The 25,634-nt window shown below is 65.7% G+C and carries 22 protein-coding genes; 18 read left to right on the top strand and 4 right to left on the bottom strand.

Going from position 1 to position 25,634, the window contains the following annotated elements; all coding sequences use genetic code 11:
* Positions 1-41: 41 nt before the first annotated feature.
* From ABLE91_RS25205 to ABLE91_RS25185, 5 genes are all read left to right on the top strand, one after another.
* Positions 42-1,067 (top strand): ABC transporter substrate-binding protein, encoded by a 1,026-nt coding sequence (locus ABLE91_RS25205; RefSeq protein ID WP_348935305.1) that lies wholly within the window; start codon positions 42-44, stop codon positions 1,065-1,067.
* 2 nt (positions 1,068-1,069) lie between these two features.
* Complete coding sequence (locus ABLE91_RS25200) at positions 1,070-2,515, top strand: amidohydrolase family protein (protein ID WP_348935304.1); 1,446 nt, start codon at positions 1,070-1,072, stop codon at positions 2,513-2,515.
* 1 nt (position 2,516) lies between these two features.
* The gene (gene atzD / locus ABLE91_RS25195; RefSeq protein ID WP_348935303.1) at positions 2,517-3,596 is read left to right on the top strand and encodes a cyanuric acid amidohydrolase; all 1,080 of its coding nucleotides are present in this window, start codon (positions 2,517-2,519) and stop codon (positions 3,594-3,596) included.
* A gap of 361 nt (positions 3,597-3,957) precedes the next feature.
* Positions 3,958-6,051 carry a sensor histidine kinase gene (locus tag ABLE91_RS25190; protein WP_348935302.1) on the top strand — a complete coding sequence of 698 codons (2,094 nt, stop codon included), beginning with the start codon at positions 3,958-3,960 and terminating at the stop codon, positions 6,049-6,051.
* A gap of 4 nt (positions 6,052-6,055) precedes the next feature.
* Positions 6,056-6,763, top strand: coding sequence for a response regulator transcription factor (locus ABLE91_RS25185; RefSeq protein ID WP_348935301.1), 708 nt, complete (start codon positions 6,056-6,058; stop codon positions 6,761-6,763).
* A gap of 153 nt (positions 6,764-6,916) precedes the next feature.
* Here the strand turns inward: ABLE91_RS25185 and ABLE91_RS25180 are convergent, their stop codons facing one another.
* Together ABLE91_RS25180 and ABLE91_RS25175 are read right to left on the bottom strand one after the other, a co-directional pair.
* Positions 6,917-8,317, bottom strand: a complete 1,401-nt coding sequence (locus ABLE91_RS25180; RefSeq protein WP_348935300.1) for a UbiD family decarboxylase — start codon at positions 8,315-8,317, stop codon at positions 6,917-6,919.
* A 253-nt stretch (positions 8,318-8,570) separates the two neighbouring features.
* A complete protein-coding gene (locus ABLE91_RS25175) occupies positions 8,571-9,188 on the bottom strand; it encodes a MarR family winged helix-turn-helix transcriptional regulator (protein ID WP_348935299.1) in 618 nt (205 codons plus the stop codon).
* A 481-nt stretch (positions 9,189-9,669) separates the two neighbouring features.
* Here ABLE91_RS25175 and ABLE91_RS25170 point away from each other — a divergent pair, with 481 nt between their 5' ends.
* The 8 genes from ABLE91_RS25170 to ABLE91_RS25135 all read left to right on the top strand — a co-directional run bounded on the left by ABLE91_RS25170 (position 9,670) and on the right by ABLE91_RS25135 (position 18,451).
* Complete coding sequence (locus tag ABLE91_RS25170; RefSeq protein WP_348935298.1) at positions 9,670-10,635, top strand: Bug family tripartite tricarboxylate transporter substrate binding protein; 966 nt, start codon at positions 9,670-9,672, stop codon at positions 10,633-10,635.
* Positions 10,636-10,742: 107 nt separating this feature from the next.
* The gene (locus ABLE91_RS25165; RefSeq protein WP_348935297.1) at positions 10,743-11,192 is read left to right on the top strand and encodes a tripartite tricarboxylate transporter TctB family protein; all 450 of its coding nucleotides are present in this window, start codon (positions 10,743-10,745) and stop codon (positions 11,190-11,192) included.
* Complete coding sequence (locus ABLE91_RS25160) at positions 11,189-12,694, top strand: tripartite tricarboxylate transporter permease (protein WP_348935296.1); 1,506 nt, start codon at positions 11,189-11,191, stop codon at positions 12,692-12,694. Before ABLE91_RS25165 ends, ABLE91_RS25160 begins: the two co-directional genes overlap by 4 nt.
* A 30-nt stretch (positions 12,695-12,724) precedes the next feature.
* Positions 12,725-14,197, top strand: coding sequence for an aldehyde dehydrogenase family protein (locus ABLE91_RS25155; RefSeq protein ID WP_348935295.1), 1,473 nt, complete (start codon positions 12,725-12,727; stop codon positions 14,195-14,197).
* A 17-nt stretch (positions 14,198-14,214) separates the two neighbouring features.
* Positions 14,215-15,888 (top strand): thiamine pyrophosphate-dependent enzyme, encoded by a 1,674-nt coding sequence (locus tag ABLE91_RS25150; RefSeq protein ID WP_348935294.1) that lies wholly within the window; start codon positions 14,215-14,217, stop codon positions 15,886-15,888.
* A 125-nt stretch (positions 15,889-16,013) separates the two neighbouring features.
* Positions 16,014-16,529 carry a flavin reductase family protein gene (locus tag ABLE91_RS25145; RefSeq protein WP_348935293.1) on the top strand — a complete coding sequence of 172 codons (516 nt, stop codon included), beginning with the start codon at positions 16,014-16,016 and terminating at the stop codon, positions 16,527-16,529.
* 28 nt (positions 16,530-16,557) lie between these two features.
* Positions 16,558-18,042 carry a 4-hydroxyphenylacetate 3-hydroxylase family protein gene (locus ABLE91_RS25140; RefSeq protein ID WP_348935292.1) on the top strand — a complete coding sequence of 495 codons (1,485 nt, stop codon included), beginning with the start codon at positions 16,558-16,560 and terminating at the stop codon, positions 18,040-18,042.
* A 28-nt stretch (positions 18,043-18,070) separates the two neighbouring features.
* Complete coding sequence (locus tag ABLE91_RS25135; protein WP_348935291.1) at positions 18,071-18,451, top strand: cupin domain-containing protein; 381 nt, start codon at positions 18,071-18,073, stop codon at positions 18,449-18,451.
* 68 nt (positions 18,452-18,519) lie between these two features.
* Here the strand turns inward: ABLE91_RS25135 and ABLE91_RS25130 are convergent, their stop codons facing one another.
* A complete protein-coding gene (locus ABLE91_RS25130) occupies positions 18,520-20,025 on the bottom strand; it encodes a 4-hydroxyphenylacetate 3-hydroxylase family protein (RefSeq protein ID WP_348935290.1) in 1,506 nt (501 codons plus the stop codon).
* Positions 20,026-20,520: 495 nt separating this feature from the next.
* On the opposite strand from ABLE91_RS25130, the gene ABLE91_RS25125 reads away from it, so the two are divergent.
* From ABLE91_RS25125 to ABLE91_RS25105, 5 genes are all read left to right on the top strand, one after another.
* On the top strand, positions 20,521-21,708 hold the full coding sequence (locus ABLE91_RS25125) for an ABC transporter substrate-binding protein (protein ID WP_348935289.1): 1,188 nt from the start codon (positions 20,521-20,523) through the stop codon (positions 21,706-21,708).
* Between the two features lie 74 nt (positions 21,709-21,782).
* The gene (locus ABLE91_RS25120; RefSeq protein WP_348935288.1) at positions 21,783-22,673 is read left to right on the top strand and encodes a branched-chain amino acid ABC transporter permease; all 891 of its coding nucleotides are present in this window, start codon (positions 21,783-21,785) and stop codon (positions 22,671-22,673) included.
* Positions 22,673-23,509, top strand: coding sequence for a branched-chain amino acid ABC transporter permease (locus ABLE91_RS25115; protein WP_348935287.1), 837 nt, complete (start codon positions 22,673-22,675; stop codon positions 23,507-23,509). Before ABLE91_RS25120 ends, ABLE91_RS25115 begins: the two co-directional genes overlap by 1 nt.
* On the top strand, positions 23,506-24,264 hold the full coding sequence (locus ABLE91_RS25110; protein WP_348935286.1) for an ABC transporter ATP-binding protein: 759 nt from the start codon (positions 23,506-23,508) through the stop codon (positions 24,262-24,264). The genes ABLE91_RS25115 and ABLE91_RS25110 overlap by 4 nt, the downstream gene beginning before the upstream one ends.
* On the top strand, positions 24,261-25,043 hold the full coding sequence (locus ABLE91_RS25105; RefSeq protein ID WP_348935285.1) for an ABC transporter ATP-binding protein: 783 nt from the start codon (positions 24,261-24,263) through the stop codon (positions 25,041-25,043). Before ABLE91_RS25110 ends, ABLE91_RS25105 begins: the two co-directional genes overlap by 4 nt.
* Here ABLE91_RS25105 and ABLE91_RS25100 read toward each other — a convergent pair.
* Positions 25,004-25,612, bottom strand: coding sequence for a MarR family winged helix-turn-helix transcriptional regulator (locus ABLE91_RS25100; protein WP_348935284.1), 609 nt, complete (start codon positions 25,610-25,612; stop codon positions 25,004-25,006). The genes ABLE91_RS25105 and ABLE91_RS25100 overlap by 40 nt on opposite strands.
* Positions 25,613-25,634: the final 22 nt, after the last annotated feature.

Raw genomic sequence — 25,634 nt, 5'->3', positions numbered from 1 at the left:
CCAACCAAAAAACCAGAACACAAACCTTCCTGGAGAACCATATGAAACGCTTGCTCATGGGGGCCTTCGCCCTGCTCCTCAGCGGCGGCATTGCCGGCGCGCAGGAGACCACCAAGATCCGCTTCACTCTGGACTGGAAGCTCCAGGGCATCCACGCCTGGTATTACTGGGCGAAGGAAAAAGGCTACTTCGCCGCCGAGAAGCTGGACGTCACCCTCGACCAGGGCGAGGGCTCGGCCGCGACCGTCACCCGCATCATGTCCGGCGTGTACGATGCCGGCTTCGGCGACACCAATGCGGTGATCCAGAACGCGGCGCTCAAGCCCGGCGAGGCGCCGGTGATGGTCTACATGCTCTACAGCAAGGCGCCGTTCGCACTTCTCACCAAGGCCGACAGCCCCATCAAGAGCGTGAAGGACCTCGCCGGCTCCAAGCTCGGCACGCCGCCGGGCGGCGCTTCCTTCAAGCTGCTGCCGCTGCTCGCGAAGGCGAATGGCGTGGATTATTCCAAGATCGCCGTGACGCAGGTGGCGCCGAACCTCCAGGAGCAGCTGCTGCTGGGCGGCCAGGTGGATTCCATCGCCATCTTCACCGCCACCAGCTACATGAATCTCGTGGCGCTGAAGCTCGATCCCGACAAGGATTTCCGCTGGATCTACTATGCCGATGCCGGCGTCGACCTCTATTCCAACGGCGTGATGGTCTCCCCCAAGCTCGCCAAGGACAAGCCGGAAGCGGTGAAAGGCCTGCTGCGCGCCATCAACCGCGCCATCAAGGAGACGGTGGCCGACCCGGACGCTGCCATTACCCTGCTGGCAAAGGTGGAGCCGCTCATCAACAAGGACATCGAGAAGCGCCGGCTCATCTATGTCTACAAGACCCTGATCGACACGCCGGAAGCGCGCGAACTCGGCCTTGGCGACGTGAGCGACGCGCGCCTCGACGCCTCCATTGCGGTGATCGCGGATGCCTTCGAGCTGCCGCGCAAGCCCACAGCCGCGGAGGTGTTCAACCGTAGCTTTCTGCCGCCCAAGGCGGACCGCATGCCGCCCACGCTAGGACAATGAGCATGGCCCGCAGCATCTCGTGCGCCCATCTGATCGGCGCGGCCCATGCCGCGCCGGCCGGTCCTTCCACGCTGGTCATCGAGGACGGGCGCATCGCGTCCCTCGCTCCCGCGACGTCGCCCGTGGAGCCGCTGCTGGCGCTGCCGGCCCTCGTCAATGCCCATGACCATGGCCGCCCGGTGCGCTCCTCCTCCATCGGCGCCGGGGGGAAGCCGCTCGAGGCGTGGCTGCACTATCTCGCGCTGTTTCCCTCGGTGGACCCGTATCTTGCCGCTGCCGTGTCGCTGTCGCGTAGCGCGCTGGGCGGGGCAGGGGTGGTCATGATGCACTACACCCGCGCGCAGGGCTTCATGGACCTGCCCAGCGAGGTGAGGGAGGTCGCCCGTGCGGCGCGCGATATCGGCGTGCGCGTCGGCTTCGCCGTCTCTATGAAGGACCGCAATCCGCTCGCCTACGGCCCGTCCGAACCCATCCTGGCGGACCTGCCGGAGCCGGCGCGCGAGGCAATCGCCGCCAAGTTCCTGCGCCCCCCGCTGACGCCGGCCGCCTATATCGCGCTGGCGGACGCTGTGGCGGAGGCGGCCGCCGGTCCGGGCTTCGATGTCCAGTACGGGCCGAACGGCCCGCAATGGTGCTCCGACGCGCTGATGGAGGCGGTGGCGGAAGCGTCCGCGCGCACCGGCCGGCGTGTGCACATGCATCTGCTGGAGACGCGATACCAGCGCATCTGGGCGGACGAAGCCTATCCGGGTGGCGTGGTGAAGCATCTCGATGCCATCGGCCTGCTCTCGCCGCGCCTCACGCTGGCGCACTGCGTCTGGGCGCGGCCGGACGAACTGGAGCTTCTGGCGGCGCGTGGCGTCACCATCGTCACCAACACCTCCTCCAACCTGCATCTGCGCTCGGGCATCGGCCCCGTCGCCCAGATGCTGAAGGCAGGGTGCAGTGTAGCCCTGGGGTTGGACGGCAAGGCGCTCGACGAGGACGACGACGCGCTGCGCGAACTGCGCCTTGCCCATCTTGTCCATGCGGGAACGGGCTTCCGGACCGCAGTGAGCCGCGAGGCCATGCTGGAGATGGCCGTGCGCAACGGCCGCTTCAGCGTGACCAATGAGAGGGATGGCGGCCTCATCGCGCCCGGCACCCCGGCCGACCTTATGCTGCTGGACTGGGACCGCATCGAGGACGACCGGCTCATGGACGGGCTCGATCCCGTCGAGCTGATGCTGACCCGCGCTACCGCAGCCCATATCCGCGAGTTGATCATCGCAGGGCGCACCGTGGTGAAGGACGGCGCGATCACCGGCATCGACTATCCCGCCGCCCGCACGGAACTGCTCGCGCAGATGCGCGCCGGCATGGCGGCCTCCGCTCCTCTCGCCGCAGCCATGCCGGCGCTCGACCGCGCCATGGCCCGCCATTTCGAACCCGATTGCCCCTGCTGCTGACATGCCCACTGCCAAGGTCCACCGCATCTCCGCCGCCGCCCCCGACGATGTCTCCGGCATCGAGGCCGCCATCGCCCGCGGCGATATCCAGCCGGCCTGCATCCTCGCCATCTTCGGCAAGACCGAGGGCAATGGCTGCGTGAACGATTTCTCGCGCGGCTTCGCGGTTCAATCCCTCTCGCTCCTGCTGCGCGGCCATCTCGGGGCGGCGGCGGACGAGGTCTGCCTCGTCATGTCCGGCGGCACGGAAGGGGGCATGGCGCCCCATTGGCTGGTCTTCGAGAGGAGCGAGGACGAAAGCGGGCCGACGCCCGCCCTCGCCATCGGCCGGGCCCATACGGCCGGTCTCAGGCCCGAGGATCTCGGCCGCATGGGCCAGGTTGAGCAGGTGGCGGACGCCGTGCGCCGCGCCATGGTGGCGGCGGGGATCTCGGACCCACAAGAGGTGCATTTCGTCCAGGTGAAGTGCCCGCTCCTCACCGCCGCGCGCGTCGCGGAGGCGCAGGCCCGCGGCGCCACTGTCGCGACCTCGGACACGCTGAAATCCATGGGCCTGTCGCGCGGCGCGAGCGCGCTCGGCATCGCTTTGGCCCTGGGCGAGGTGCCGCCCGGCGCCCTCTCGGACGGTGTCATCTGCGCGGACCTCAACCTCTGGTCAGGGCGCGCCAGCTGCTCCAGCGGCATCGAGCTGATGGGGCACGAGGTTGTTGTGCTCGGCATGTCCCACGCATGGTCCGGGCCGCTCGCCATCGCCCATGGGGTCATGGCGGATGCCATCGACATCGCCCCGGTGCAGGCGGCGCTCGCCCGCCTCGGCATCCAGCTTCCCCACCGAAGCCGGGAGGCGGCGGAGCGCATCATCGTCCTCGGCAAGGCGGAGGCGAGCCGTTCCGGCGCCATTCGCGGGCATCGCCACACCATGCTTGATGACAGCGACATCTCCTCCACCCGCCACGCCCGCGCCTTCGTGGCCGGCGCGCTGGCGGGGGTGGTGGGGCACACCGAGATCTACGTCTCGGGGGGCGCCGAGCACCAGGGGCCGGACGGCGGCGGCCCGGTGGCACTCATCGTGCCGCGCTGACGGCACCGCGCGCTCAATGCCGCATGGTGCAGCGTGGCACGCCGAGCTTCGCCATGAGGGTGTCGGAAAGAGCGACGAAATAAAATGAAAGAAATAGGCCTTCCAGTACCGGGCATCGAACCCGATTCAAACGTGCTGAACACATGAAGGTCGATTGAGGAAAGGAAACCGATCCTAGGTTTTCGGTGTTTTCCGGCTTCTAAACTCCTTCGCGCGTCCAAGACTATGGCTTGCATTCGCGCGGCGCCGGCCTTATCCGCGTGGGGTTGCCGTAATGACAATTCGCACGCGCCATTGCAGGGCCGGATCGGACAGAGCACGGTAGATGGATTGCAGTGGCATCACCGCCCCCGCATCAGCCATGGCCCGTTTCGGGCACCTCCTGGTTGTGCGCCTCATCGGCACCGCACCATCCGCGTGGCGATGGTGCCTCGCGGGCATGCTGCTCTGCTGCCTCCTCATGCCGGCCGGGGCGTCTGCCGACCCGCTGGCGCTCGATGCAGACGAGTATGGCGTGTCCGTCGCAGGCCATCTTTCCGTCCTTTATGACGAGGCCGGCACCATGACGCGGGACGAAGCGGTTGCCGCCGCCGACCAGTTCCGGCCGATCCCTGGCAATTTCAATGCGGGCTATTCACCGAAGGGCGCCTGGTGGATTCGGCTGCGGGTCCTGCCCAAGGCGGGAGGCGGGGGCACGTGGTATCTGGCGATCAACGCGCCCTATACTGACCTCATAGATGTCCACGCACGCGACATCGCGCCGGACGGCGTGGCGCGCATGACCCATAAGCAGACCGGTGCCCTCCTTCCCATATCGAGCCGGGATCTTCTCACCCATACGTTCGTTGTGCGTGTCGAGCTGACGGACCTCCAGGAAGAGGACATCTTCCTGCGCTTCTCGGGGGCCCGCTCGCTGAGCGCCAAGCCCGTCCTGTGGCGCCTGCCGGCCTTCGTGCAGCACCTGACGATCAATGTTCTTCTGAGCGCCGTGGCTCTGGGCGCGGCCGCCATCACCGCGGTCGGGGCGCTGATATTCGGCCTGTGGCTGCGCAACGCGGCCTTTGCGTGGTACGGCGCCTATGTCGGCAGCACGGCCCTGGTGTTTCTGTCCAATACCGGCTTTTCGGCGCTGCTGCTGTCCCCGCTTTCGCCGATGATCGTGCTCCGCCTCCAAGGCATGATCGGCTGCCTGAGCATCATGACCGCAGCCTTCGTGGTGCGCGCCATCTTCTGCCCACCCGGAAGGCTGCCGGCGGTGCGCTGGGTGCTTTCGGCTTTCGGCGTCGCCGCCGCGCTGAGCATCCCGGTCTCGGCAGCCGGCTATTACGGCCTGCTCGCGCCCTTCCTCATGGCGGGCGTCCTCATCATGGCGGTGCTGGTGCCCTTCCTCGCGGCGGCGCGGCTGATGCGGGGCGAGCCGGCCGCGCTCTGGTATTTCGTGGGTTTCGCGAGCTACGGCATCGCCAGCCTGTGGTTCGCCCTCGTCGTCTTCGGCATCGCCCCGCTCACCACTTTCATGGAATGGGGCTATCAGACCGTCGGGCTGCTGCACATGGCTGCGATCTTCGTGGGCCTCGCCGCGGCGCTTCGGGCAGGGGTGCGGGAGCGGCGCGCGCTTCAGGCCCGGCTGCTGAGCGCATCGCAGGACAATGAGCGCGAGCTCGAACGTTCAGTCGCCCAGCGCACGGTCGCGCTGGAAAACGAGATCGAGGCGCGCCGGCAGGCCGAGGCTGCGCTGCAGGTCGCATTGCGGGAGCAGCGCAATTTCCTTGTGATGGTCAGCCACGAATTCCGCACGCCGCTGGCTACCGTCCGCGCCGCCATCGCCGTCATCGAGCGCGGTTCCCAGGACATGAGCGAGAGATTGCAGCGCGAGGCCGGCAAGATCGTCCGCGCCGTCGCGCGCCTGACCAGCCTGATCGACACGTTCCTGGCGGAGGAGTGGATCAACAAGGTCGCCATGCAGATCGAGCGCGTTCCGGTGGACGTGGCGGCGCTCGCCGCAGACGTCTCCCGCGAGCAAGCCGCCCAGGCCGCGCGAACGATTCATTTCAGCGGATCGCCGCACGCCATGATTGAAGGAGACCCTGTCCTGCTGCGGACGGTCATCGAGAACCTTGTCGGCAACGCGATCAAGCACACTGACGGCGACATCCGTGTGGAGCTGTCTCCGCGCGACGGGGGTGTCGTCCTGGCCGTGATCGACAGCGGCGCCGGAATCGCGCCGGAGGAGCGGGAGGCGATCTTCGAGCGCTATTACAGGTCCGTGACGGCCGGTTCGCGGCCGGGGGCGGGCATCGGCCTGCACATCGTGAAGCGGGTCATGGACCTGCACCAGGGCCTGATCACCGTTTCGAGCAGCCAGGAGGGCGGGAGCATGTTCGAGGTTTGGCTGCCGGGGCTCGGGGCGAGGCAAGCCAGCTCAGAGCCTTCGCATTCGGTATCGGGAGCGTGAGCGAATGCAGATCCGTATTCTCCTGGTCGAAGATGATGATGATCTGCGGGACAGCCTTCAGGCTTACCTGACCGATGCCGGCTTGCAGGTGCGCGCCGTTCGGACGGCGGAGCATCTCGTCGAAGAGATCGCCGCATATGCACCGGACATCGTCGTGCTCGACATCAACCTGCCCGGCCAGGATGGCTTCGAGGCTGCCATGGCGGTGCGCGAGCATTCATCCGTGGGCATCATCATGCTTACCGGACGATCCATGCGAACGGATCGCCTGCACGGCCTGTCGGTGGGTGCGGACCACTATCTGGTCAAGCCGGCGGACCCGGCGGAGCTGGAGATGGTCATCCGCAATCTGCATCGGCGGGTGAAGGGGCCGGAGGCGGCCAGCCGGCCGGACGAGGTCGACAGGGATGTCTGGGGGTTCAACGCCAAGCGATGGACCTTGTCCTGCCCCCACGGGACAAAGGTGTCCTTATCGGCTGCGGAGCGGCATCTTCTGGAGAAGCTTCTGGAGCGGACCGGCGAGCCGGTCGCCCGTGCGGATCTTGTTGCGCCGGGCAGCCGGCAGGATCTCGATTCCGGCCGCGGGCTGGATCTGCTCGTGTTTCGGCTGCGTCGTAAGGTTGAGAGGGAGTGCGGACTTTCGCTTCCTGTGCTCTCCGCGCGAAGCATTGGCTATGTCTTCGCTGGCGCCATCCGCAACGATAACGACTGACGTAGTTTGAGAATCCCTTTTTCGCTGCTTGCGCGCCCCCGCTCTTTTTTAAGAGCGGGGGCGCGAGCGATGCGATCACCCTGGGAAGGGGTGACGAAGCCCGGTTAAGCTGCCCGCAGCACCGAGCGGTGAATCCTCCCCTTTGACGGAAGTCTAGAGAAGGTCGCTCATAAGGGCTTCGCCGGGGGCGAAGGTGCCGGGGGCAATGTCCACCGGCGCGAACGCGACGCGCCGGTAGCGGTCCTTGTCCTCGAAGGGGACCGTTGCGTCGATGCCGAGCTTCGCGCGGATGCCGTTGCGGCCGATGCGGACATATTCGTGGCCGCGCGCCTCCGGAATGACGAGGAGGTCGCTGGAGGCCTCCATCCGCGTGGCGAGGGCATATTCCACATCCGAGGGGTCGCGGATGTCGATGTCCTCGTCCACGACGATGACGAGATCCAGGTCCTTGAGCGCGCCGAACGAGGCGAGGATGGCATTGCGCTGCAGGCCGTCATGCTGGGGCGTCTGCTTCTTCACCTGGACCACCGCATGGAAGCGGTGGAGCCCGCCCGCGGTCATCTCCGCATCGGTGACGATGGGCACCGCTGCGCGCAACACCTTCAAAAGGCTGGCCTCCAGCACGTATTTGCGCAGCATGATGGTTTCGCGGCCGAAGCCGTTGATGGCGTGATAGATGGGGCGGGTGCGGTGCGTGATGGCGCTCACCTTCAGCACCGGCGCATCCGCCGCGGGTGCCGCGAACCCGATGAATTCGCCGAACGGTCCTTCCGGCTGGTGCCCGCCGGGCAGGATTTCCCCTTCCAGCACGAACTCGGCTTCAGCGGGGACGAGCACATCCTGCGTCACCGCCTTGATGACCGCCAGCGGCCGCCCGGCCAATCCGCCGGCGACCGCCAACTCGTCCATGCTCTCAGGCATCTGCGAGCCCATGGTGGCCGCGGTGAAGTGCAAAGCAAGGTCGGCGCCGATGCAGACGGCGACGGGCAGGGGCTTTCCAAGGCGCTGCGCGCGCTCATAAGCGACGCGCAGGTGCCGGCCGAAATCGAGCTTGATGCCGAGGCGGTCGGGGCCGAGCAATTGCAGCCGATGATAGGAGGCGTTGTAGATGCCGGTTTCCGGGTCGCGGACGACGACGATGCCGGCGGTGATGTAGCGCCCGCCATCCTTGGGGGCATGGAACAAGGCGGGCAGCATCTCGCCGAGATCGAAACCGGAGGTCATCACCACCTCCTGCACGGGCGCCTTCGTCACCAGCTCCGGCGGCATCGGTTCTGCAAGCGCGCGGGCGATCATCTCGCGGATGCCGTTGAAATCCCGGCCGAACGCGGATTCGCAGTTTTCCCGGCAGCTGAGGAGATTGCCCACCACGGGGGTGCCGTGCCCTTTGACCTTAGGAAAAAGCAGCACTTCCTTCCCGTCCAGCTTCTTCATCAGCGAAGCGATCTGCAAATGCGGATCCGCCTCTCCCTGGAAGGCATGGATGCGCCCGTCAGCCGCCAGACGGGACAGCGCGGGACGGAAACCTGTGTCCGGGGTGTTCGAAATCGGCATTGGGTGCCCCAGAGTTTTGAGGGAGATGACGACCGGCGCCCGGGAGACGCCGCTGCTTGCGATGTCGTAAATTTGATTATGAAAATAGCTATGCTGCAAAGTCAGTCAAGGCCATGGCCCACGCATTCACCGCTTCCACCAAACGGCACGGGCCGGGAGTTCGGGCTTGGCCGCCGACGGATGCACGATGCCGGCGACTGGAAGCGGGATGGGCGTGTGGCTGAAGACGGATAAAGGCCCGGACACAGCCCGGTCAGGCGTCGACATCTTCCGGTTTCGCTTCCAGAACGCCGTTCGGCGCCAGATATTCGATCAGGCGAAGCGTCCGGTCGCCGGTGCCCGCGAGCTTTGCGACGATGCCCCGGATAGCTTTGAAGTCGCCGGCGGTGAGGGGCTCGAAAAGGGCATCGTTGGCCGGACGCTGCACGCGCGACAGGGCCTCCAGGCGCTCTACGGCTTCGTCGGTCACCGTCAGCACCACGCGGCGGCGGTCCTCGGGGTTCACAGCTTTTGCGACCAGCCCGGCTGCCACCAGCTTGTTGACCTCGATGGTCACGAATGCGCCGCTGAGGTGCAGGTGATCGGCCAATTGGTTGACCCCAAGCTCCTCCCCCTGCTGCCCGAGGCGGGCAATGGAAATGAGGATCGTATATTGCGTTCCCGACAGACCGATGAGCTGGCCGAGCCGATTTCGCATGTCCTGCATCGCTGCGGCGAAGGCGAGCATGTCATGGACCAGTTCGCGAAACTCGCGGTCCGAACCATTCACCAGCAATGCCTTGCGGGAGGTGGTCAGCGGCAGCTTCTTGTTCGCTTTGGTTTGCCTTGGCTGCATCCTGGCTCCGGCTCCTTCGATCAGGTGATGGCGCACGTCTTAATGGCCTGCGCCACAGCGTCCAAGAATTTATCTGAGTAGCTTTATCACAAAGCGGATTTCAAGGGCGCCTCGTGGTTCCGCCGTCCGAGGCATCGGCTTCGCAAATCCGTGCAAGGCCAATGCCGAACGTTGCGGTGGCCATGCCCGGTTGATTGGCACACGCTGCCCGCTTTCGCAGCTTGACTGACTTTGTCACATAGCTATCATTTCAAATTAAATCCTTCCGGCGCCGCTCTGGGGCTTGATGCTGCAGCGTGCGTGTCCGGCCACACTTTCATCCGGGCGGGTGCTTCATGTTCCCACCAAGTGTCTTGGATATCCCATCCTGCTTCGGGCGCGCGATGCTGTGCAGGCCGTGGGCGGCCAGCTTTATAAATTCAATAATTAGAGCGGATCTTCTTGGATAAAGGCGTTCCTGCGAAAATAAATACGGTGGAAAAATCACCGGGGACTTCCAGATAAAGAGGAGAACGGTATGAAAAAGCTTGCGGTGGCGATGATATCTCTCGCCGTCATGGCTTCGACGGCAGCAATGGCCCAGGACAAGTGGCCGAGCAAGACCATCAAGCTCATCGTTCCCTATGCGCCTGGCGGCTATACGGACCTGACCGCCCGCATCACGGCCCGTTTCCTTGAGAAGGATCTCGGGCAGACCGTCGTGGTGGAGAACAAGGCCGGGGCAGGGGGGATCGTCGGCACCGATATCGTGGCGAAATCTCCGCCCGACGGCTACACCTTCTGCGTTTGCAGCGTCGGTGCCGTCTCCGTGGCGCCGGTCGCCCAGTCGGTGCAGTACAATCCGCTGAAGGATCTTGCCCCGATCAGCATCGTCAGCACCATTCCGCAGACGGTCATCATCAATCCCAAGCTGCCCATCAAGACCATCCCAGAGCTGATCGCTTACGCCAAGGCCAATCCCGGCAAGCTCACCTATGGATCCAGCGGCGCGGGCGGCCTGATGCACTATTCCGTGCAGCTCTTCGACACGCGCACCGGCACGAGGATGGTGCATGTGCCCTTCAAGGGTGGCGCCCCGGCCACCGCCGCAGTGGTGGCGGGCGAGGTGGACCTGTCCTTCACCAACATGACCGACGCGCTGCCGCAGATGGAAGCGGGGACGGTGCGCGGCATCGCCGTGACGTCCAGCGCTCGCAGTCCCTTCACGCCCGATCTTCCCACGGTGGAGGAGACCGGGGTGCGCGACTTCTCGGTGGAATCCTGGAACGGCATCATCGCGCCCCCCGGCACGCCGAAGCCCATCATCGACCGGATGTCCGCAGCCCTGAAGAAGATGTCCGAGGATCCGGAGGTGAAGGAGGCACTCGCCAAGATCGGAGCCTCGCCCGTCTTTACCACCCCTGAGCAGTATCAGGCGGCCATCGCCAAGGAAGTGGGGCAGTGGACCGACTTGATGAAGGAAATCAAGGACAAGAAGAACTGAGCCGCGCAGGCGCAGCTCAGCTTTCACCTTTGGTCCGAGGGCTTTCGGGCGGGGGCGCCTCCTTTTGAAGGACGCGCCCCCGCCACGGTGAGCCGAGGGGGAAGACGATGAAGATCACCGTGTTGCGCGGAGGCGTGGACTTCTATTCCGGCCTCCTGCTGGTCTCGATCGCAGCCGCCGCGCTCTGGTACATCACCAGCCTGGAGATCGGCACGGCGCTGGAAATGGGGCCCGGCTACTTTCCCCTGGGCATCGCCTTGGTGCTGGGCGGCATGGGGCTTTTCCTCCTGGTGCGCGGGCTGATGGTGGAGGGCGCTCCCGTGGGCCGCATCGATGCGCGCGCCATGGGGCTCATCCTCCTCTCGTTTCTCGCCTTCGCGCTGCTGCTGGACCGGTTCGGGATCGTGATCGCCATCCTCGCCCAGGTGGCCATCGCGAGCCTCGCCTCCCGCGAGGCCGTCTTCTGGCAAAGCCTCATCTTCGGCGCCGTCCTCGCCGCAGGCTCCACGATCCTTTTCGTCTGGCTTCTGGGCATCCCGGTGAGCGTGCTGCCATGATCGACACGCTGCTTCTCCTCGGCCATGGCTTCGCGGTCGTCCTGACGCCCGAGAATCTCCTGTTCTGCCTCATCGGCGCGCTCTGCGGCACGCTGATCGGCGTGCTGCCGGGGCTCGGCCCCGTCGCCACCATCTCGCTTCTTCTGCCGGCGACCTTCGCGCTGGAGCCGGTGGGCGCCATCATCATGCTGTCGGGCATCTATTACGGCGCCCAGTATGGCGGTTCCACCACCGCCATCCTCGTCAATATTCCCGGGGAATCCACGTCCGTCGTCACGGCCATTGACGGCTATCGCATGGCCCAGCAGGGGAAGGCTGGCGAGGCGCTCGCCATCGCCGCCATCGGCTCCTTCATCGCCGGTTGCTTCGGCACTGTGGTGATCGCCTTCGCCGGACCGCCGCTGTCGCGCATCGCGCAATCCTTCACCTCGCCTGATTATTTCTCCCTCATGGTGTTCGGCCTGGTCTCCGCCGTGGTGCTGGCCAATGGCTCGCTCTTCCGCGCGGTGGCCATGATCGTGCTCGGCCTCCTTCTGGGCATGATCGGCATGGATGTGAACACCGGCATGCCGCGCCTGACAGGGAACTTCGTCGAACTGTCCGACGGCGTGAGCTTCGTCGCCATGGCGCTGGGCTTGTTCGGCGTCGCCGAAGTCATCTGCAATCTGGAAGAGGATACGAGCCGGTCCCTGAACCAGGCGCGCATCACCAGTCTCTGGCCCTCCTGGAGCGTCCTGAAGGCGTCGCGCGGCGCGATCACCCGCGGCACGCTTCTGGGCTCCCTGTTCGGCGTGCTGCCGGGGGGCGGCGCCACCATGGCGGCCTTTTCCGCTTACGCCCTTGAGAAGCGCGTGTCACGCACCCCCTCGCGCTTCGGCAAGGGCGCCATCGAGGGCGTCGCGGCGCCGGAATCCGCCAACAATGCAGCAGCGCAGACCTCCTATATCCCGCTCCTGACCATGGGGCTTCCGACCAGCGCCACCATGGCCCTCATGGTCGGCGCGCTGACCCTGCACGGCATCGCGCCCGGTCCCACGGTCATCACACGCCAGCCGGACCTGTTCTGGGGCCTCGTGGCGTCCATGTTCGTCGGGAACATCATGCTGATCATCATCAATCTTCCGATGATCGGCCTCTGGGTGCGCCTGCTGAAGCTGCCTTATCGCTTCCTCTATCTTCTCATCGTGGTCGTCAGCGCCATCGGCGTTTATTCCGTCAACAATTCCGTCTTCGACATCTATCTGATGATCGGTTTCGGCCTGCTGGGCTACATCCTGCGCAAGCTCGATGCCGAGCCGGCGCCGATGCTCATGGGCTTCGTGCTCGGCCCCATGCTGGAGGAGAATTTCCGGCGCAGCCTGATCACGGGCAGGGGCGACCCGTTCGTCTTCTTCGAGCGGCCCATCAGCCTCGCTTTCCTCCTCCTCTCCGCCGCTTTGCTCGTCTCCGTGGCGCTGCCGTTCATCCGCAAGCGGCGCGAGGTGATTTTCCAGGAAGAATAGAGCCTTCCGGCAAGTTGAGATGTAAGCCCCATGAGCGACCTTCCCTACATTCCCTGCTTCCTCGGCGGCCGCGAAGTTCCCGCGCGCGATGGATTCGAGAAGCATGACCCCGCGACCGGCCGGCCGTCCGCCCGTGTGGCGGAGGCCGATGCGGACCTCGTGGACCAGGCGGTCGCGAGGGCCCGTGCGGCGTTACGCGGGCCCTGGGGAGCGACGACGCTCGCCGAGCGGATCACCTTCCTGGAGCGGCTTGCCGACCGGCTGGAAGAACGCCTCGATCTCCTGGTGAGCGAGGAGATTGCCGATACCGGAAAGCCCATCACCATCACCACCCAGGTGGAGATCCCGCGCGCCATCGCCAATTTCCGCGCCTTCGCGCAGATCGCGCGGGAGGCGGAGGAGGAGATGTTCGACACGCCCATGGCCGGTGGCGCGCGGGCAAGAAACCGCATCCTGCGCCAGCCCGTGGGCGTGGTGGGCATCGTCGCCCCATGGAACCTGCCGCTCCTGCTGCTCACCTGGAAGGTGGCGCCGGCCTTGGTGTGCGGCAACACCATCGTGGTAAAGTCGTCCGAGCATTCGCCTCGCACCGCCCTCATGCTCGCGCGCATCGCCGCCGAGGCCGGGCTGCCGGACGGCGTTCTGAACGTGATTCACGGCCACGGGGCAGGGGCGGCCGGGGGCTTCCTCGTCGCCCATCCCGGCGTGAACGCCATCACCTTCACCGGCGAGACGCGCACGGGCGAGGCCATCATGCGCGCTGCGGCCGAAGGGCCGCGCCCGGTCTCGCTGGAGCTGGGCGGCAAGAATCCGGCCTTGGTGTTCGGCGACTGCGACCTTGCGGCTGCCATCGCCGGCACCACGCGGTCCATGTTCGACAATTGCGGGCAGGTCTGCCTTACCACCGAGCGCGTCTTCGTCCATCGCTCCGTCTTCGGGCGTTTTGCCGAAGGCCTCGTCGCTGCTGCGCAGAATCTGCGGCCGGGCGATCCCCGCGCGGCGGAAACCACCCTCGGGCCGGCCATCAGCGCGGTCCAGCGCGACAAGGTTCTGGGCCTGTACGCTGGCGCCCGCGCGGATGGTGCCACCGTCCTGACCGGGGGCGGGGCGCTGGAGATGCCGGCTCCTTTCACGGAGGGTTATTGGGTGGCGCCGACCCTCTGGACCGGGCTCCCGGACGATGCGGAAATCTGTCGCCGGGAAGTGTTCGGCCCCTGCGCGCACCTCTCCATCTTCGATGACGAGGACGAGGTGATCGCCCGTGCCAACGCCTCCGAATTCGGCCTCGCGGCCACGGTCTGGAGCGGCGATGCCGCCCGCGCCGAGCGGGTGGCGGGGCGGCTCGAGAGCGGCACGGTCTGGATCAATTGCTGGCGGGTGCGCGACGAGCGGGCGCCGTTCGGCGGCTTCAAGCGCTCCGGCATCGGCCGAGAAGGCGGTGTCCGGTCGCTGGATTTCTATTCCGAGCTGAAGACCCTCTGCGCCTACGAGCCGGCGCGCTGAAGAAAGGGATGCACCACATGGAGACCGTCAGCCCCACGTCCCAAGGCGCCGCGCTCAGCCTGCGCAATGGCGGCCAGATCTTGGTGGATGGCCTGCGCATCCATGGCGTGGACACGGTGTTCGGCGTGCCCGGCGAAAGCGCGCTTCCCATCTTCGACGCCCTGCGCGGCGGGGAGAATGGCGTGCGCTTCATCGTCTGCCGCCACGAGGCCAATGGCGCGCACATGGCGGAGGCGGACGGCAAGCTGCGGGGCGCGCCCGGCGTGTGCATCGTCAGCCGCGGCCCCGGCGCCATGCATGCGGCGGTGGGCGTACATACGGCGTTCCAGGATTCCACGCCCATGATCCTCATCATCGGGCAGGTGCCGCGCGCCCATCGCGGCCGCGAGGCGTTCCAGGAGATGGATTACAGCCGTGTGTTCGCGGACATGAGCAAATGGGCCGCCGACATCCCGAACGCCGATTCCATCCCGGAATATCTGAGCCGCGCGTTCCACATCGCCACCCATGGCCGCCCCGGCCCGGTGGTGCTGTCCATTCCCGAGGATGTGCTCAGCGACCTTAGCCCTGTGGCGGATGCGCCCGCCTGGAAGCCGGTCTCCGCCGCGCCAGCAGTCGGGACCATGGCGCGGCTGCGCGAATTGCTTCAGGCGGCCCACCGCCCGCTGGTGATCGTGGGCGGCAGCGGCTGGACGGCGGAAGCGGCGGCGGATATCAGCGCGTTCTGCGCCGCCAATGATCTGCCTGTGGTCGCGGGCTTCCGGGCGCAGGACATCGTCGACAATCGCAGCCCGAACTATGTGGGCGACCTCAGCCTCGGCTCCAGCCCGGCGCTCACCGCGCGGGTGAAGGCGGCGGATCTTTTGCTGGTGGTCGGAGACAGGCTGGGCGAGGTCTCCACCAAGGCCTATGGCGCGCTCCAGGTGCCGGACCCCTCGCAGACCCTCATCCATGTGTTCCCCGATCCGGACGAATTGGGGCGGGTCTATAATGCCGACCTGCCCATCCTTTCGGGGATGGTGGATTTCGCCGCCCAATTGCGTGATGTCGCCCCGCTGGACCCCACCCATTGGAGCGGCTGGCGGCGCGAGGGCCGGGAGGCCTATGAGGCCTTCCGGAAGCCGCCGGGAAAGTCCGCGGGCTTCGACCTCGCCAAGGCCATCCTCCATTTGCGGGAGCGGTTGCCGGACGATGCCATCGTCACCAATGGCGCCGGCAACTACACCATCTGGCTCCAGCGTTTCTTCCGTTTCCGCACCTTTCGCACCCAGCTGGCGCCGAAGTCCGGCTGCATGGGCTATGGCCTGCCGGCGGCCATCGCCGCCAAGCTCCGCTTTCCGGACCGGGTGGTGGTGGGCCTTGCGGGAGACGGCTGTTTCCAGATGGCCTCGCCCGATTTCGCAACAGCGGTGCATCACAAGCTGCCCGTTGTGATGATCGTCGTGAACAATGGCGCCTATGGCTCCATCCGCGCGCACCAGGAGCGCCATTTTCCGGGGCGGGAAAGCGGCACGGTGCTGACAAATCCCAGCTTTGCGGCCCTGGCCCACGCCTATGGGGTTCACGGCGAGACGATCTCGGATGACGCCGACTTCCCTGCGGCGCTGGAGCGGGCGCTGTCGGCTGGGGTGCCCGCCATCCTTGAAATCAAGATGCCCGGAAACCATCTGACGCCCGATCTTATTATCTGAACAGGCCGTGGGTCTGGCGTGCCGCCATGCTTGCCGCACCTGAGGGATTTGGCCGTTGACCGGTCGTTCCAGTTCAATTATCTTTGTAACAAAGATATTTTATCAAGCTAAGAGAGGCCAAGGCCATGCATGAGGGGAGTGACGCTCAGTTCGATGCCCGTGCCTTTCGGCACGCCCTCGGCCAGTTCGCGACCGGCGTCGCGGTGGTTACCGCGAGCACGGCCGACGGCGTGGTGGTGGGCATGACCATGAGTTCCTTCAACTCGGTCTCGCTCGATCCGCCCCTGGTGCTGTTCTCCGTCGCCCGCAACGCCTATTCGCTTCCCGCCATGCGGGCCGCGAAGGGCTTCGGCATCAATATCCTGGCCCAGCACCAGCAGGACCTCTCCAACCGTTTCGCCCGCGCGCTGGAGGACAAATGGCACGCGGTGGAGCACCATCGCGGCGTCCATGACGCGCCGCTCATCACCGGCGCCATCGCCCATTTCGAGTGCGAGCCCTATGCCCGCCATGATGGCGGCGACCACGAGATCTTCCTTGCGCGGGTGCTGCGCTTCTCCGCGCCCCACGAGGGAGATCCGCTCATCTTCTTCCGCGGCCGCTACCACGCCCTCGCCTCGGGCGAGAGCGCGCGCAACTGACGCCGCCGGATACTAAAGGACCACTGCCATGATCAAGACCGGAGCCCAGCATATTGCGAGCCTGAAGGATGGCCGCGAGATCTTCCTGGACGGGCGGCTGGTGAAGGACCCTGCGACGGACCCCGCCTATCAGGGGGCCATCGCCTCGGTGGGGCGTATGTTCGACTTCCACAGCGCGCCGGAAAACCGCGAGCTGATGACTTTCGAGACCGACACCGGCACCCGCGCCAACCGCATCTGGCAACTGCCCGAGAGCTATGAGGACCTGAAAGTCCGCCGCGCCGGCCTTGAAGCCTGGACCGAGCTGCATGCCGGCTTCCTCGGCCGCGCGCCGGACCATGTGGCCTCCTGCATCTCCGGCCTCTATATGGGCCTCGACGTTTTCGAAGCCTATGATCCGGCCCGCGCCAAGGCGCTCGCGGACTATTACCGCTACGCCCGCGACAACGACCTCTACCTCACCTACGTCATCATCAACCCGCAGGCGGACCGCTCCAAGAGCGCGGCGCAGCAGCAGGATCCCTATCTCTCGGCTGGGGTCGTGGACCGCGACGCAGAAGGCATCACCGTGCGCGGCGCCAAGATGCTCGCCACCGGCGGCATCATGGCGAACGAGGTGTTCGTTACCTGCATCCAGCCGCTGCAGCCGGGCGACGAGAAATACGCCATCTCCTTCGCCATCCCCATGAATGCGAAGGGGCTGAAGATCCTCTCGCGCAAGTCCTACGAGGCGGGCGCGTCGTCCGTGTTCGACAATCCGCTCTCCAGCCGCTTCGACGAGAACGACGCGGTGCTCTATTTCGACGATGTGAAGGTGCCGTGGGACCGCGTCTTCGTGGTGGACAGCATCGAGATGACCGCCAAGCAGTTCCAGGTGACGCCGGCCCACGTCTACCAGAACTACCAGGCGCAGATCCGCCTCTCGGTGAAGCTGAAATTCCTTCTCGGCGTCGCCCGCCGCATCACCGAGATCAACGGCACCACCGGATTCCCGCAGGTGAAGGAGATGCTGGGCCAGCTCGCCGCCGAGGCGGCCACCATCGATGCCTTCGTCGCCGCCATGGAGGCGAAGGGCAGCCATTATGGCCGCTATTTCGTGCCCGACCGCCACACCCTCTATGCTGCCCAGACCGTGGCCCAGCAGCTCTACGGCAAGGTGATCACCACGCTGCGCGAACTGGCGGGCGGGGGCATGATCATGCTGCCGTCCTCGGTGCACGATTATGAGAATGCGGAACTGGCGCGCCTCATCGGCAAGACCCAGCAGTCCCCGGCTGCCAATGCCGAGGAGAAGGTGAAGTTTTACAAGCTCGCCTGGGATGCGGTCGGCTCGGAATTTGCTTCGCGCCATACGCAGTATGAGATGTTCTATGCGGGGGCGAGCTTCGTGGTGAAGAACCATTCCTTCCGCACCTATGACTGGGCGGCCGCCGGCGCGCTGCTCGACCGCATGCTGGCGAGCTACGAGCTTTCCGACGAGGTCGTTCCGGCGCCCGCCCGCGCCGCTGAATGAAGTCCGTTTCTGACCAGAGGACGCCACGATGGCCATCAACAAGATCCATGACGAGTTCCACACGCTCGACCTGAGTTCCGGCTGGGAAGTGCCGGCCGGATATCCCAAGGGCATCCAGCAGAAGATCCTGTCCGGCGGGCTGGACGAACAGAACAAGAGCGGCTCGCGCACGCGCCTGCTGCGCTTCGATGCCGGCGAGTTCACCACCAAGCCGTTCGTGCATGAGTATTGGGAAGAGGTGTTCCTGGTCTCCGGCGACCTCACGGTGGGCAATGACGAGCACGGCAATGGCGGCGAGGCGTTCGGGCCCTTCACCTATGCGGTCCGCCCACCGGGTGCCTTCCACGGGCCCTTCAAGTCGGAGAAGGGCTGCATTCTCATGGAAATCCACTATTTCGATCCGGCCTGATTTCTCTCTCCTTCTCCCGGCCCGCGCCCCCGGCGCGGGCCTTTCGGTTTTCGCCCGTCACTGACCGCTCAGGTGGGCTGGTTGAAGAAATCCTCCGCCCGGTAGCCGCTGACGATGTTCCGGCTCATGCCCACCGCGCGGTCCCAGTCATAGGTGCGGAAGCTGTGGCCCCTCGTGACGAACTGGGCGCCCGCATAGAACATCTCGTACTGGAGATGGCGGGAGGCGAACTCGGAGCCGACCGCGTCCCAGGCGAGCTTCAGCGCCTTCACCCGGTCTTGGCCGGTCATGGCCGGTGAGATCTGGGTGCTGGCGATGATGCGCGAGAGATCGGCGTTCGCGAAATCGTGGACCGAGGACGGCAGCATCAGCAGCGCCCCGCCCGCAAGCTCCCGGATCGCAGCGACGATCTGGGGATACATCTCCTGCGATTGCACCTGCGCGGCATAGAGCATGTGCCGGTTCGGCAGGAAGTAGGCGCCCTGCTGCGTGCCGCTGGCCTCCATGCCGTAGACCATGCCCTCGATGAGCGATGCCTGCGAGGCCAGTTTGCCCAGCACGTCCCTGACCGGCGGAAAGTTGATGGTGCCGATGATCTCCGCGACGTTGCGGGCGAGGCCCACCAGGAAGCGCAGCTTCACCGAGAGGCGCATCTGGGCCTGGTAGTTCTGGTAGACATGCGCGGGCGTATCGTGGAGCTGCGCGCGGCACATGTCGGTGTCGCGATAGACGAAGACCCGGTCCCACGGCACCTTCACGTCGTCGAAGAACACCAGCGCATCGTTCTCGTCATAGCGATAGGCGAGGGGGCTGTCATACTCGGAGATGGCGTGCTCTTCGAACGACTTGCGCGAGAGCAGCTTCATCCCCTTCGCGTTCATGGGCAGGGCGCAGGCGAAGGCGAGGTGCTCCTCGCCGGGCTTCAGCGGCTGCCCCGACCCCACGAAGATCTCGTTGGCCATGATGGCGCTGGTGGCGAAGAGCTTGGCGCCGCGGATGGTAATGCCCGAAGAATCCTCATCGACGATGCGCGCGACCATGTCCTCCGCGCCGTCGCCCTGGTCGCCGAACGCCTTTGAACGGTCGCCCTGCACATTGTTGATGACATAGGTGAGGAACAGGTCGCTGCGGCGCGCATAGTCGAACCAGTCGCGGAAGGCGGCGGCGCGCTTGGGATCATGGCGCTCGAACACCTCGATGCCCATGATCTGGCCTGCCACGGACGACGCCACGTGGTCGGGCGAGCGCCCGATGAAGCCGCATGTCAGTTCCGCCCATTCGACGAGGGCCTTCCGGCGCTCCACGAGATCCCCATAGCTCGCCGGCAGCTGCCACGCACGGTTCACGCGCCGCCCATTGCCGATGTCGAAGGTCATCCGCTCGATGTTCTCCGGCGCGGACTGGTAGTCGTAGAGCATGCCGGAGGAGGCGATGGCGTTACGATAGGCCTTGTGCTGCGACACGTCCGGAACGCGCGCGCCATCGAGATAGACGGCGCGCCCGTCGCGCACGCTGGCGATGTGCTCGGCGCCGGTCTTCACCGATAGTGCGGAGGCAATGTCCAGGGCATTCATGGTCGCTCTTCCTGTTGATCGGCGCCCTGCGAGGTCGCCCCGAAATTGGTTCGCGTGAAGACGTTGGCTCGCACGTCCCCGTCTTCTTGCCTCTCTATCTCCTCCTCATGTTAGCTAATTTTGCAAGTGAAATTACATCTCGTATGTTTCCGCTGAATACGGCGGGGGAGGGGGCGGGGCGCCCCTGCACGTCGGCGATGCGGAATATGGGAGATGGCCCATTTTTTGATCGGATTTTCGCCCGGCCGCGCGCCGATCTGGCTAATTTCGCTTCTTGTCGAAGCTTTTCAACTTTGCTAATTTATTGGCTGTGCACGCGCCGAAGGCAGGGCGGTGGATGCTGGCAAAAGCTTTGCATCAACCAGTCTAGTCGTTGGCTCACACAATCGGTCTGTGAAAATTCAGCCCGCAATTCGATAAAGAGGGGATAAAGCATTGCCTACATTGGTGGAACGAGCTTCAAAATTCGCTCTTTGTGCGCCTCTCCTCTTCGGATTGGGGGTCGCGACAAGTACACTTTCCTTTGCCCAGGACCTTAAGGGGCGGGAAATCGCCATTGGCGCCATCGTGCCGAGCAGCGGCCACTTCGCGGAGTGGGGGCGCGCCAATACGGTGACGCTCAAGATGCTCGAGAAGCAGGTGAATGATGCCGGCGGCGTCAACGGCGCCAAGCTGCGCATCCTCATCTATGACGATGCGGCGCGCCCCGCGCAGGCCACCAACGCGCTGCGCAAGCTCGCGGGCGATGACAAGGTGCTCGCGGTCGCCGGCCCCCTTACGAGCAGCGCTTGCGAAGTGGTCTTCCCGGTCGCCAACCAATTGGGCGTGGTGAGCACCTCGCAGGCATCCTCGAAGCCCGGCGTTGCCAAGGCCAACCGCCCCTGGGCGTTCCGCAACACCATCGACGAGCAGATCCTCGCCCAGACCACGGTGCCGTATTTCAAGCAGACCTACGGCATCAAGACGGTGGCGGTGATCTATGACGCCAAGGACGCCACCGCCGCGACCGTGGGCACAAAGATCATGCCCGACACCATGGTCGCCAACGGGATCGAGGTTCTGAACGCCAAGGACCTCCTGTCCTTCAATACCGGCGATCTCGACGTCAGCGCCCAGGTGACCAAGCTGAAATCCTACAATCCCGACGGGGTCGTGGTGAGCGCGGACTACAGCCAGGCGGTCACCGTGATCCGGGAGATGAAGCGGCAGGGCATGACGAAGCCCATCGTGGGTGCCACCCAGCTCATCTCCTCCGCCATCCTGAAGGCGGCACCGGAGCTTCCCATCGTCGCCCCGACCACCTTCTATGTGGGCATGGACACGGACGCCGCGAAGAAATTCGTCGCGTCCCTGACGCCGCTGCTCAGAGCCGAGTCCAACCTGCCGGCCGAGATCGAGCCCAGCATGTACGATGCGAACATCTATGAGATCGTGAGCATGTACGTGGAGGCCGCCAAGCATGCCGGCGTCACGGCAAAGCCGGAAGACCTGGAGGCGGACCGTGTCAAGATCCGTGACTACATGGCCAAGCTGAAGGACTTCAAGGGCCTCGCCGGCCCCGTGACCTTCAACGCCGACGGCGACGCGGTGAAGCTGTTCTATATCGTCGAGGGAAAGAACGGCGCCTGGGCGGACAAGCTCCACAAGTGCAGCTCTCCCGATCAGGCCGCCTGCGGGCTCTGACGCTCAGTCTTCGTTGCCATTCCGGCCGGCGGTCCGCCGGCCGGCTGCCCCATCGATAAAGCAGCAGGCGAGCCATGAGCGGTGCCTTATTGCTCCAGCAGGTCGTCAACGGCCTGACCCTGGGAGCTGTCTACACACTGATCGCGCTGTCGTTCTCATTGGTCATGGGGATACTCGGCATCCTCAACCTCGCCATCGCCGAACTCTTCATGATCGGCGGCTATGTCGGCTTCACGCTGATCATGGCCGGCGCACCGCTCCCTGTGGCGATCATCGGGGGAATGGTGGTCGCCGCGGCGGTGTCCGTGGTCATCGAGAAGATCGGCTACGAGCCGCTGCGCGACGCCCCCGCCATCACGCCCATGCTGAGCACGCTCGGCTTCTCCATCATCCTGCAGAACATCGCGACGAACCTCTGGGGATCGGACCCCCTCCAATTGCCCGACGATCGCCTCGGCAGCCGCATCGCGCTGGGGGAGGTGAGCATCGGCACCATGCAGCTCCTGGTCATCGGCGCGTCCATTTTCCTGGTGGCGGCGCTCGCCTTCATCATCCAGCGCACGACGCTCGGCCGCGCCTTGAGGGCGGTGGCCGAAAACCGCGATGTGGCGCGCCTGCTTGGCGTGCGCGCGAACCACATCCTCCTCATCGCCTTCATCCTGTCCGGCGTCATGGCGGGCGCGGCGGGTGTCCTCATCAGCCTGCATTATGCGGCCATCACGCCCTATATCGGTGTCGAGACCGGGCTGAAGGCCATCGCCGTCATGGTGGTCGGCGGCGTCACGCGCACCTGGGGCGCGCTGCTCGCCGGGCCGCTGATCGGCCTCGCCGAGGTCGCGACCATCTCCTATGGCGGCTCGCAGATCCGCGACTTCGTCGTCTACGGGCTGATGATCCTCATCCTCCTCGTGCGTCCGCAGGGCCTGCTTGGCGGCGCACGCTCAGACCATGGGCCGCGCGTGTGATGTCGACCTATTATGCCGGCCTCCTGGCCGATACCGGGATCCTCATGCTGGGCGCGTTGAGCGTCTACATCATCCTCGCCACGGGGCAGCTCTCGCTCGGCAATGCGGGCTTCATGGGCATCGGCGCCTATGTGGCCTCGTGGCTGACGGTCGAGGTGGGCCTGCCGCTCACCGCCGCGCTGCTGATCGCGGCGGTCTTCGCCGGGATCGTCGGCGTGGTCATCGGCTTTCCCGCCCTGAGGCTGAAGGGCATCTATCTCGCCATGGCCACCCTCGGCTTCGGCGAGATGGTGCGGAGCTTCTTCCTCAATTTCGAGCCCATGGGCGGCGCCGGGGGCTTTTCGGGCATGGCGCATGTGAGCGTCGGCTATATCTGGCTCTGGGCGGGCGGGGTTCTCATCCTCGTGTCGGTGCTGGAGAGGAGCCGTCTCTGGCTGGAAATCCGTGCTACCCATGATGATGAGACCGCCGCGAGCCTCGTGGGCCTGAACACCACGGCGACGAAGATCGGCGCGTTCGGATTCGGCGCGGCGGTGGCGGCCATCGCTGGCGGGCTGTTCGCCCACCACCAGGTCTATATCGAGCCGGCCAATTTCGGCTTCGAGCGGTCGATCGATCTCGTGCTCGCCGTCATCCTCGGCGGCTCCACGGTGGCCCCCGGCGCGCTGGTGGGCGCGGCGCTGCTGGTCATGCTGCCGGAGACCCTCCGCTTCCTCGCGGACTGGCGGCTCGCCGCCTTCGGCACGCTGCTGATCCTCGTCCTGCTGGTGCGGCGCCAGGGCATATTGGACCGCGGCCTGTTCCGCATGCTCACGCTGCGGAGGCAAGGCACATGAGCAATCCCGGCATCCTGCTGTCGCTGATCGACGTCACGCGCACCTTCGGCGGCGTACAGGCCCTTTCGAACGTGTCGCTCGACGTGCATGCCGGAGGGATCACCGGCATCATCGGCCCCAACGGCGCGGGGAAGACGACCACCTTCAACATCATCACCGGCGCTTATGAGCCGACCGCGGGCGAGATCTATCTCAGCGGCCAGCGCATGACCGGGCTGCGGCCCTATCAGATTGCCCGGGCGGGGATCGCCCGGACCTTCCAGAACATCCGGCTGTTTTCGAGCATGACCGTGTGGGAGCATCTTCTGGTGGCGCAGCGGCCGAAGGGCGCCGCGCTCTCGCGCTTCCTGCCGGCGGGCCTCTCGAAAACCCAGGCGGCCGTGGAGGCCGAGCGGGCACTGACCTTCTTCGGCCTGGAGAAGTTCCGCGACCGGCCGGCGCGCTCCCTGCCATATGGCCTGCAGCGCAAGGTGGAGATGGCGCGCGCGCTCACCGCTAAACCGCATCTTCTCCTCCTCGACGAGCCCATTGCGGGCATGAACCACGAGGAGGCGGAGGAGCTTCGCCTCCTGCTGCTCAAGCTGTGCCAGGACGGCCTGTCCATCCTCCTGATCGAGCACGACATGACCTTTGTGATGAATCTGTGCGAGCGGCTGTATGTCCTTGATTTCGGGCGCCTGATCGCCAAGGGCACGCCGGACGAGGTGCGCACGGACCCCGTCGTTCTCGACGCCTATCTTGGAAGTGAGGCATGATGCTCCAGGTCCGCGACATGCATGTGCGGTACGGTCCCATCCATGCCGTCCACGGCATCGACCTCGACGTCGCCGCCGGCGAGATCGTCGCGCTGATCGGCGCGAACGGCGCCGGCAAGACCACCACCGTCAAGGCCATTGCAGGGCTTCTTCCTTTTAGCGGAAGCGTCATGCTGGACGGGCGGCCGGTGAAGCCCGGTGCGGCGGAGCGGAACCTGCGCGCGGGCATCTCGCTGGTGCCCGAGGGGCGGGGCATCCTCGGCCGGATGACGGTCCAGGAAAACCTTCAGATGGGCATCTATTGCCGGAACGACAAACGCGAGGCGGCCGCCGATCTGGAGGGCATGTACCAGCGCTTTCCCATCCTTGCGGAGCGCAGGTCCGGCCTTGCGAGCCTCCTCTCCGGCGGCGAGCAGCAGATGCTCGCCATCGCCCGCGCTTTGCTTTCGCGCCCGCGCCTCCTCCTGCTGGACGAGCCCTCGCTGGGGCTCGCGCCGAAGATGGCGAGCTTCGTGTTCGACCTCATTTTGTCCCTGCGCGAAACGGGGCTCACGGTCCTCCTCGTGGAGCAGAAGGCGCGGCATACGCTGAAGATCGCCGACCGCGCCTATCTTCTGGAGCTCGGCCGCGTCGTCACGTCCGGGCGTGCGAAGGATCTGGCGAACGACCCGGTCATCTCGCAGACGTTCCTGGGCGGCCGGCCGCTCGCAGGGGAGGAGGTCGGTGCCAGGGCGGACGATCAGGGGGTTGGCGTCTCGGCCGGCTCATCCCTCAGGTAGGATTGAAGCTTCAGCGCCCGGTCCGCGCTGTCCACCAGCCGTTCCACCAAGGGCAGGAGGAGCTGGAAGTCCTCCTTGCTCAGGCAGTCGAACTCCACATCGTTCACCCGTCGCTGCACGGGGGCGAGGCTGGACAGAAGCGCGCGGCCCTTGTCGGTGACCTGGAGCTGCACGCGCCGCCGGTCCTGCGTATCCGGCGTCTTCGTCACCAGCCCGCGCCGCGCCAGCTTGTTGGTGATGGTGGTGACGAAGGCCCCGCTGAGGTGCAGGTGGCTGGCGAGGGCGTTCACGCTGAGGGACGGTTCCTCAACCGCCAGATGGCCGATGGAGATCAGCACCGTGTATTCGATCCCGGCAAGCCCGATGCGCGCGCCGTGCCCGGTGCGGATCGCTTCGTGACGGGCCAGGAAGCCGAACAGCGCGTGGACCAGACGCCGGAAGTGCCGGTCGCTTCCATCCACCAGCATTTCCGGCCGGGTGATGGTCAGCGGCGGGCTCGCCTTGTCAGGCGCTTTGGCGGCGGCCGATGTCTTCCCTTTTCCCCGAGGGCGCGGTTTTGTGTCTGGCACCGGTTTCCTCCAAGGATGCAGA

Origin of the sequence: Aquabacter albus, from assembly GCF_040049275.1 — a bacterium.
In the GTDB taxonomy this organism is placed as follows: Bacteria; Pseudomonadota; Alphaproteobacteria; order Rhizobiales; family Xanthobacteraceae; genus Aquabacter.
Note: the sequence above shows the minus strand (reverse complement) of the source record. Positions and strands in the feature narration are given on the sequence as shown.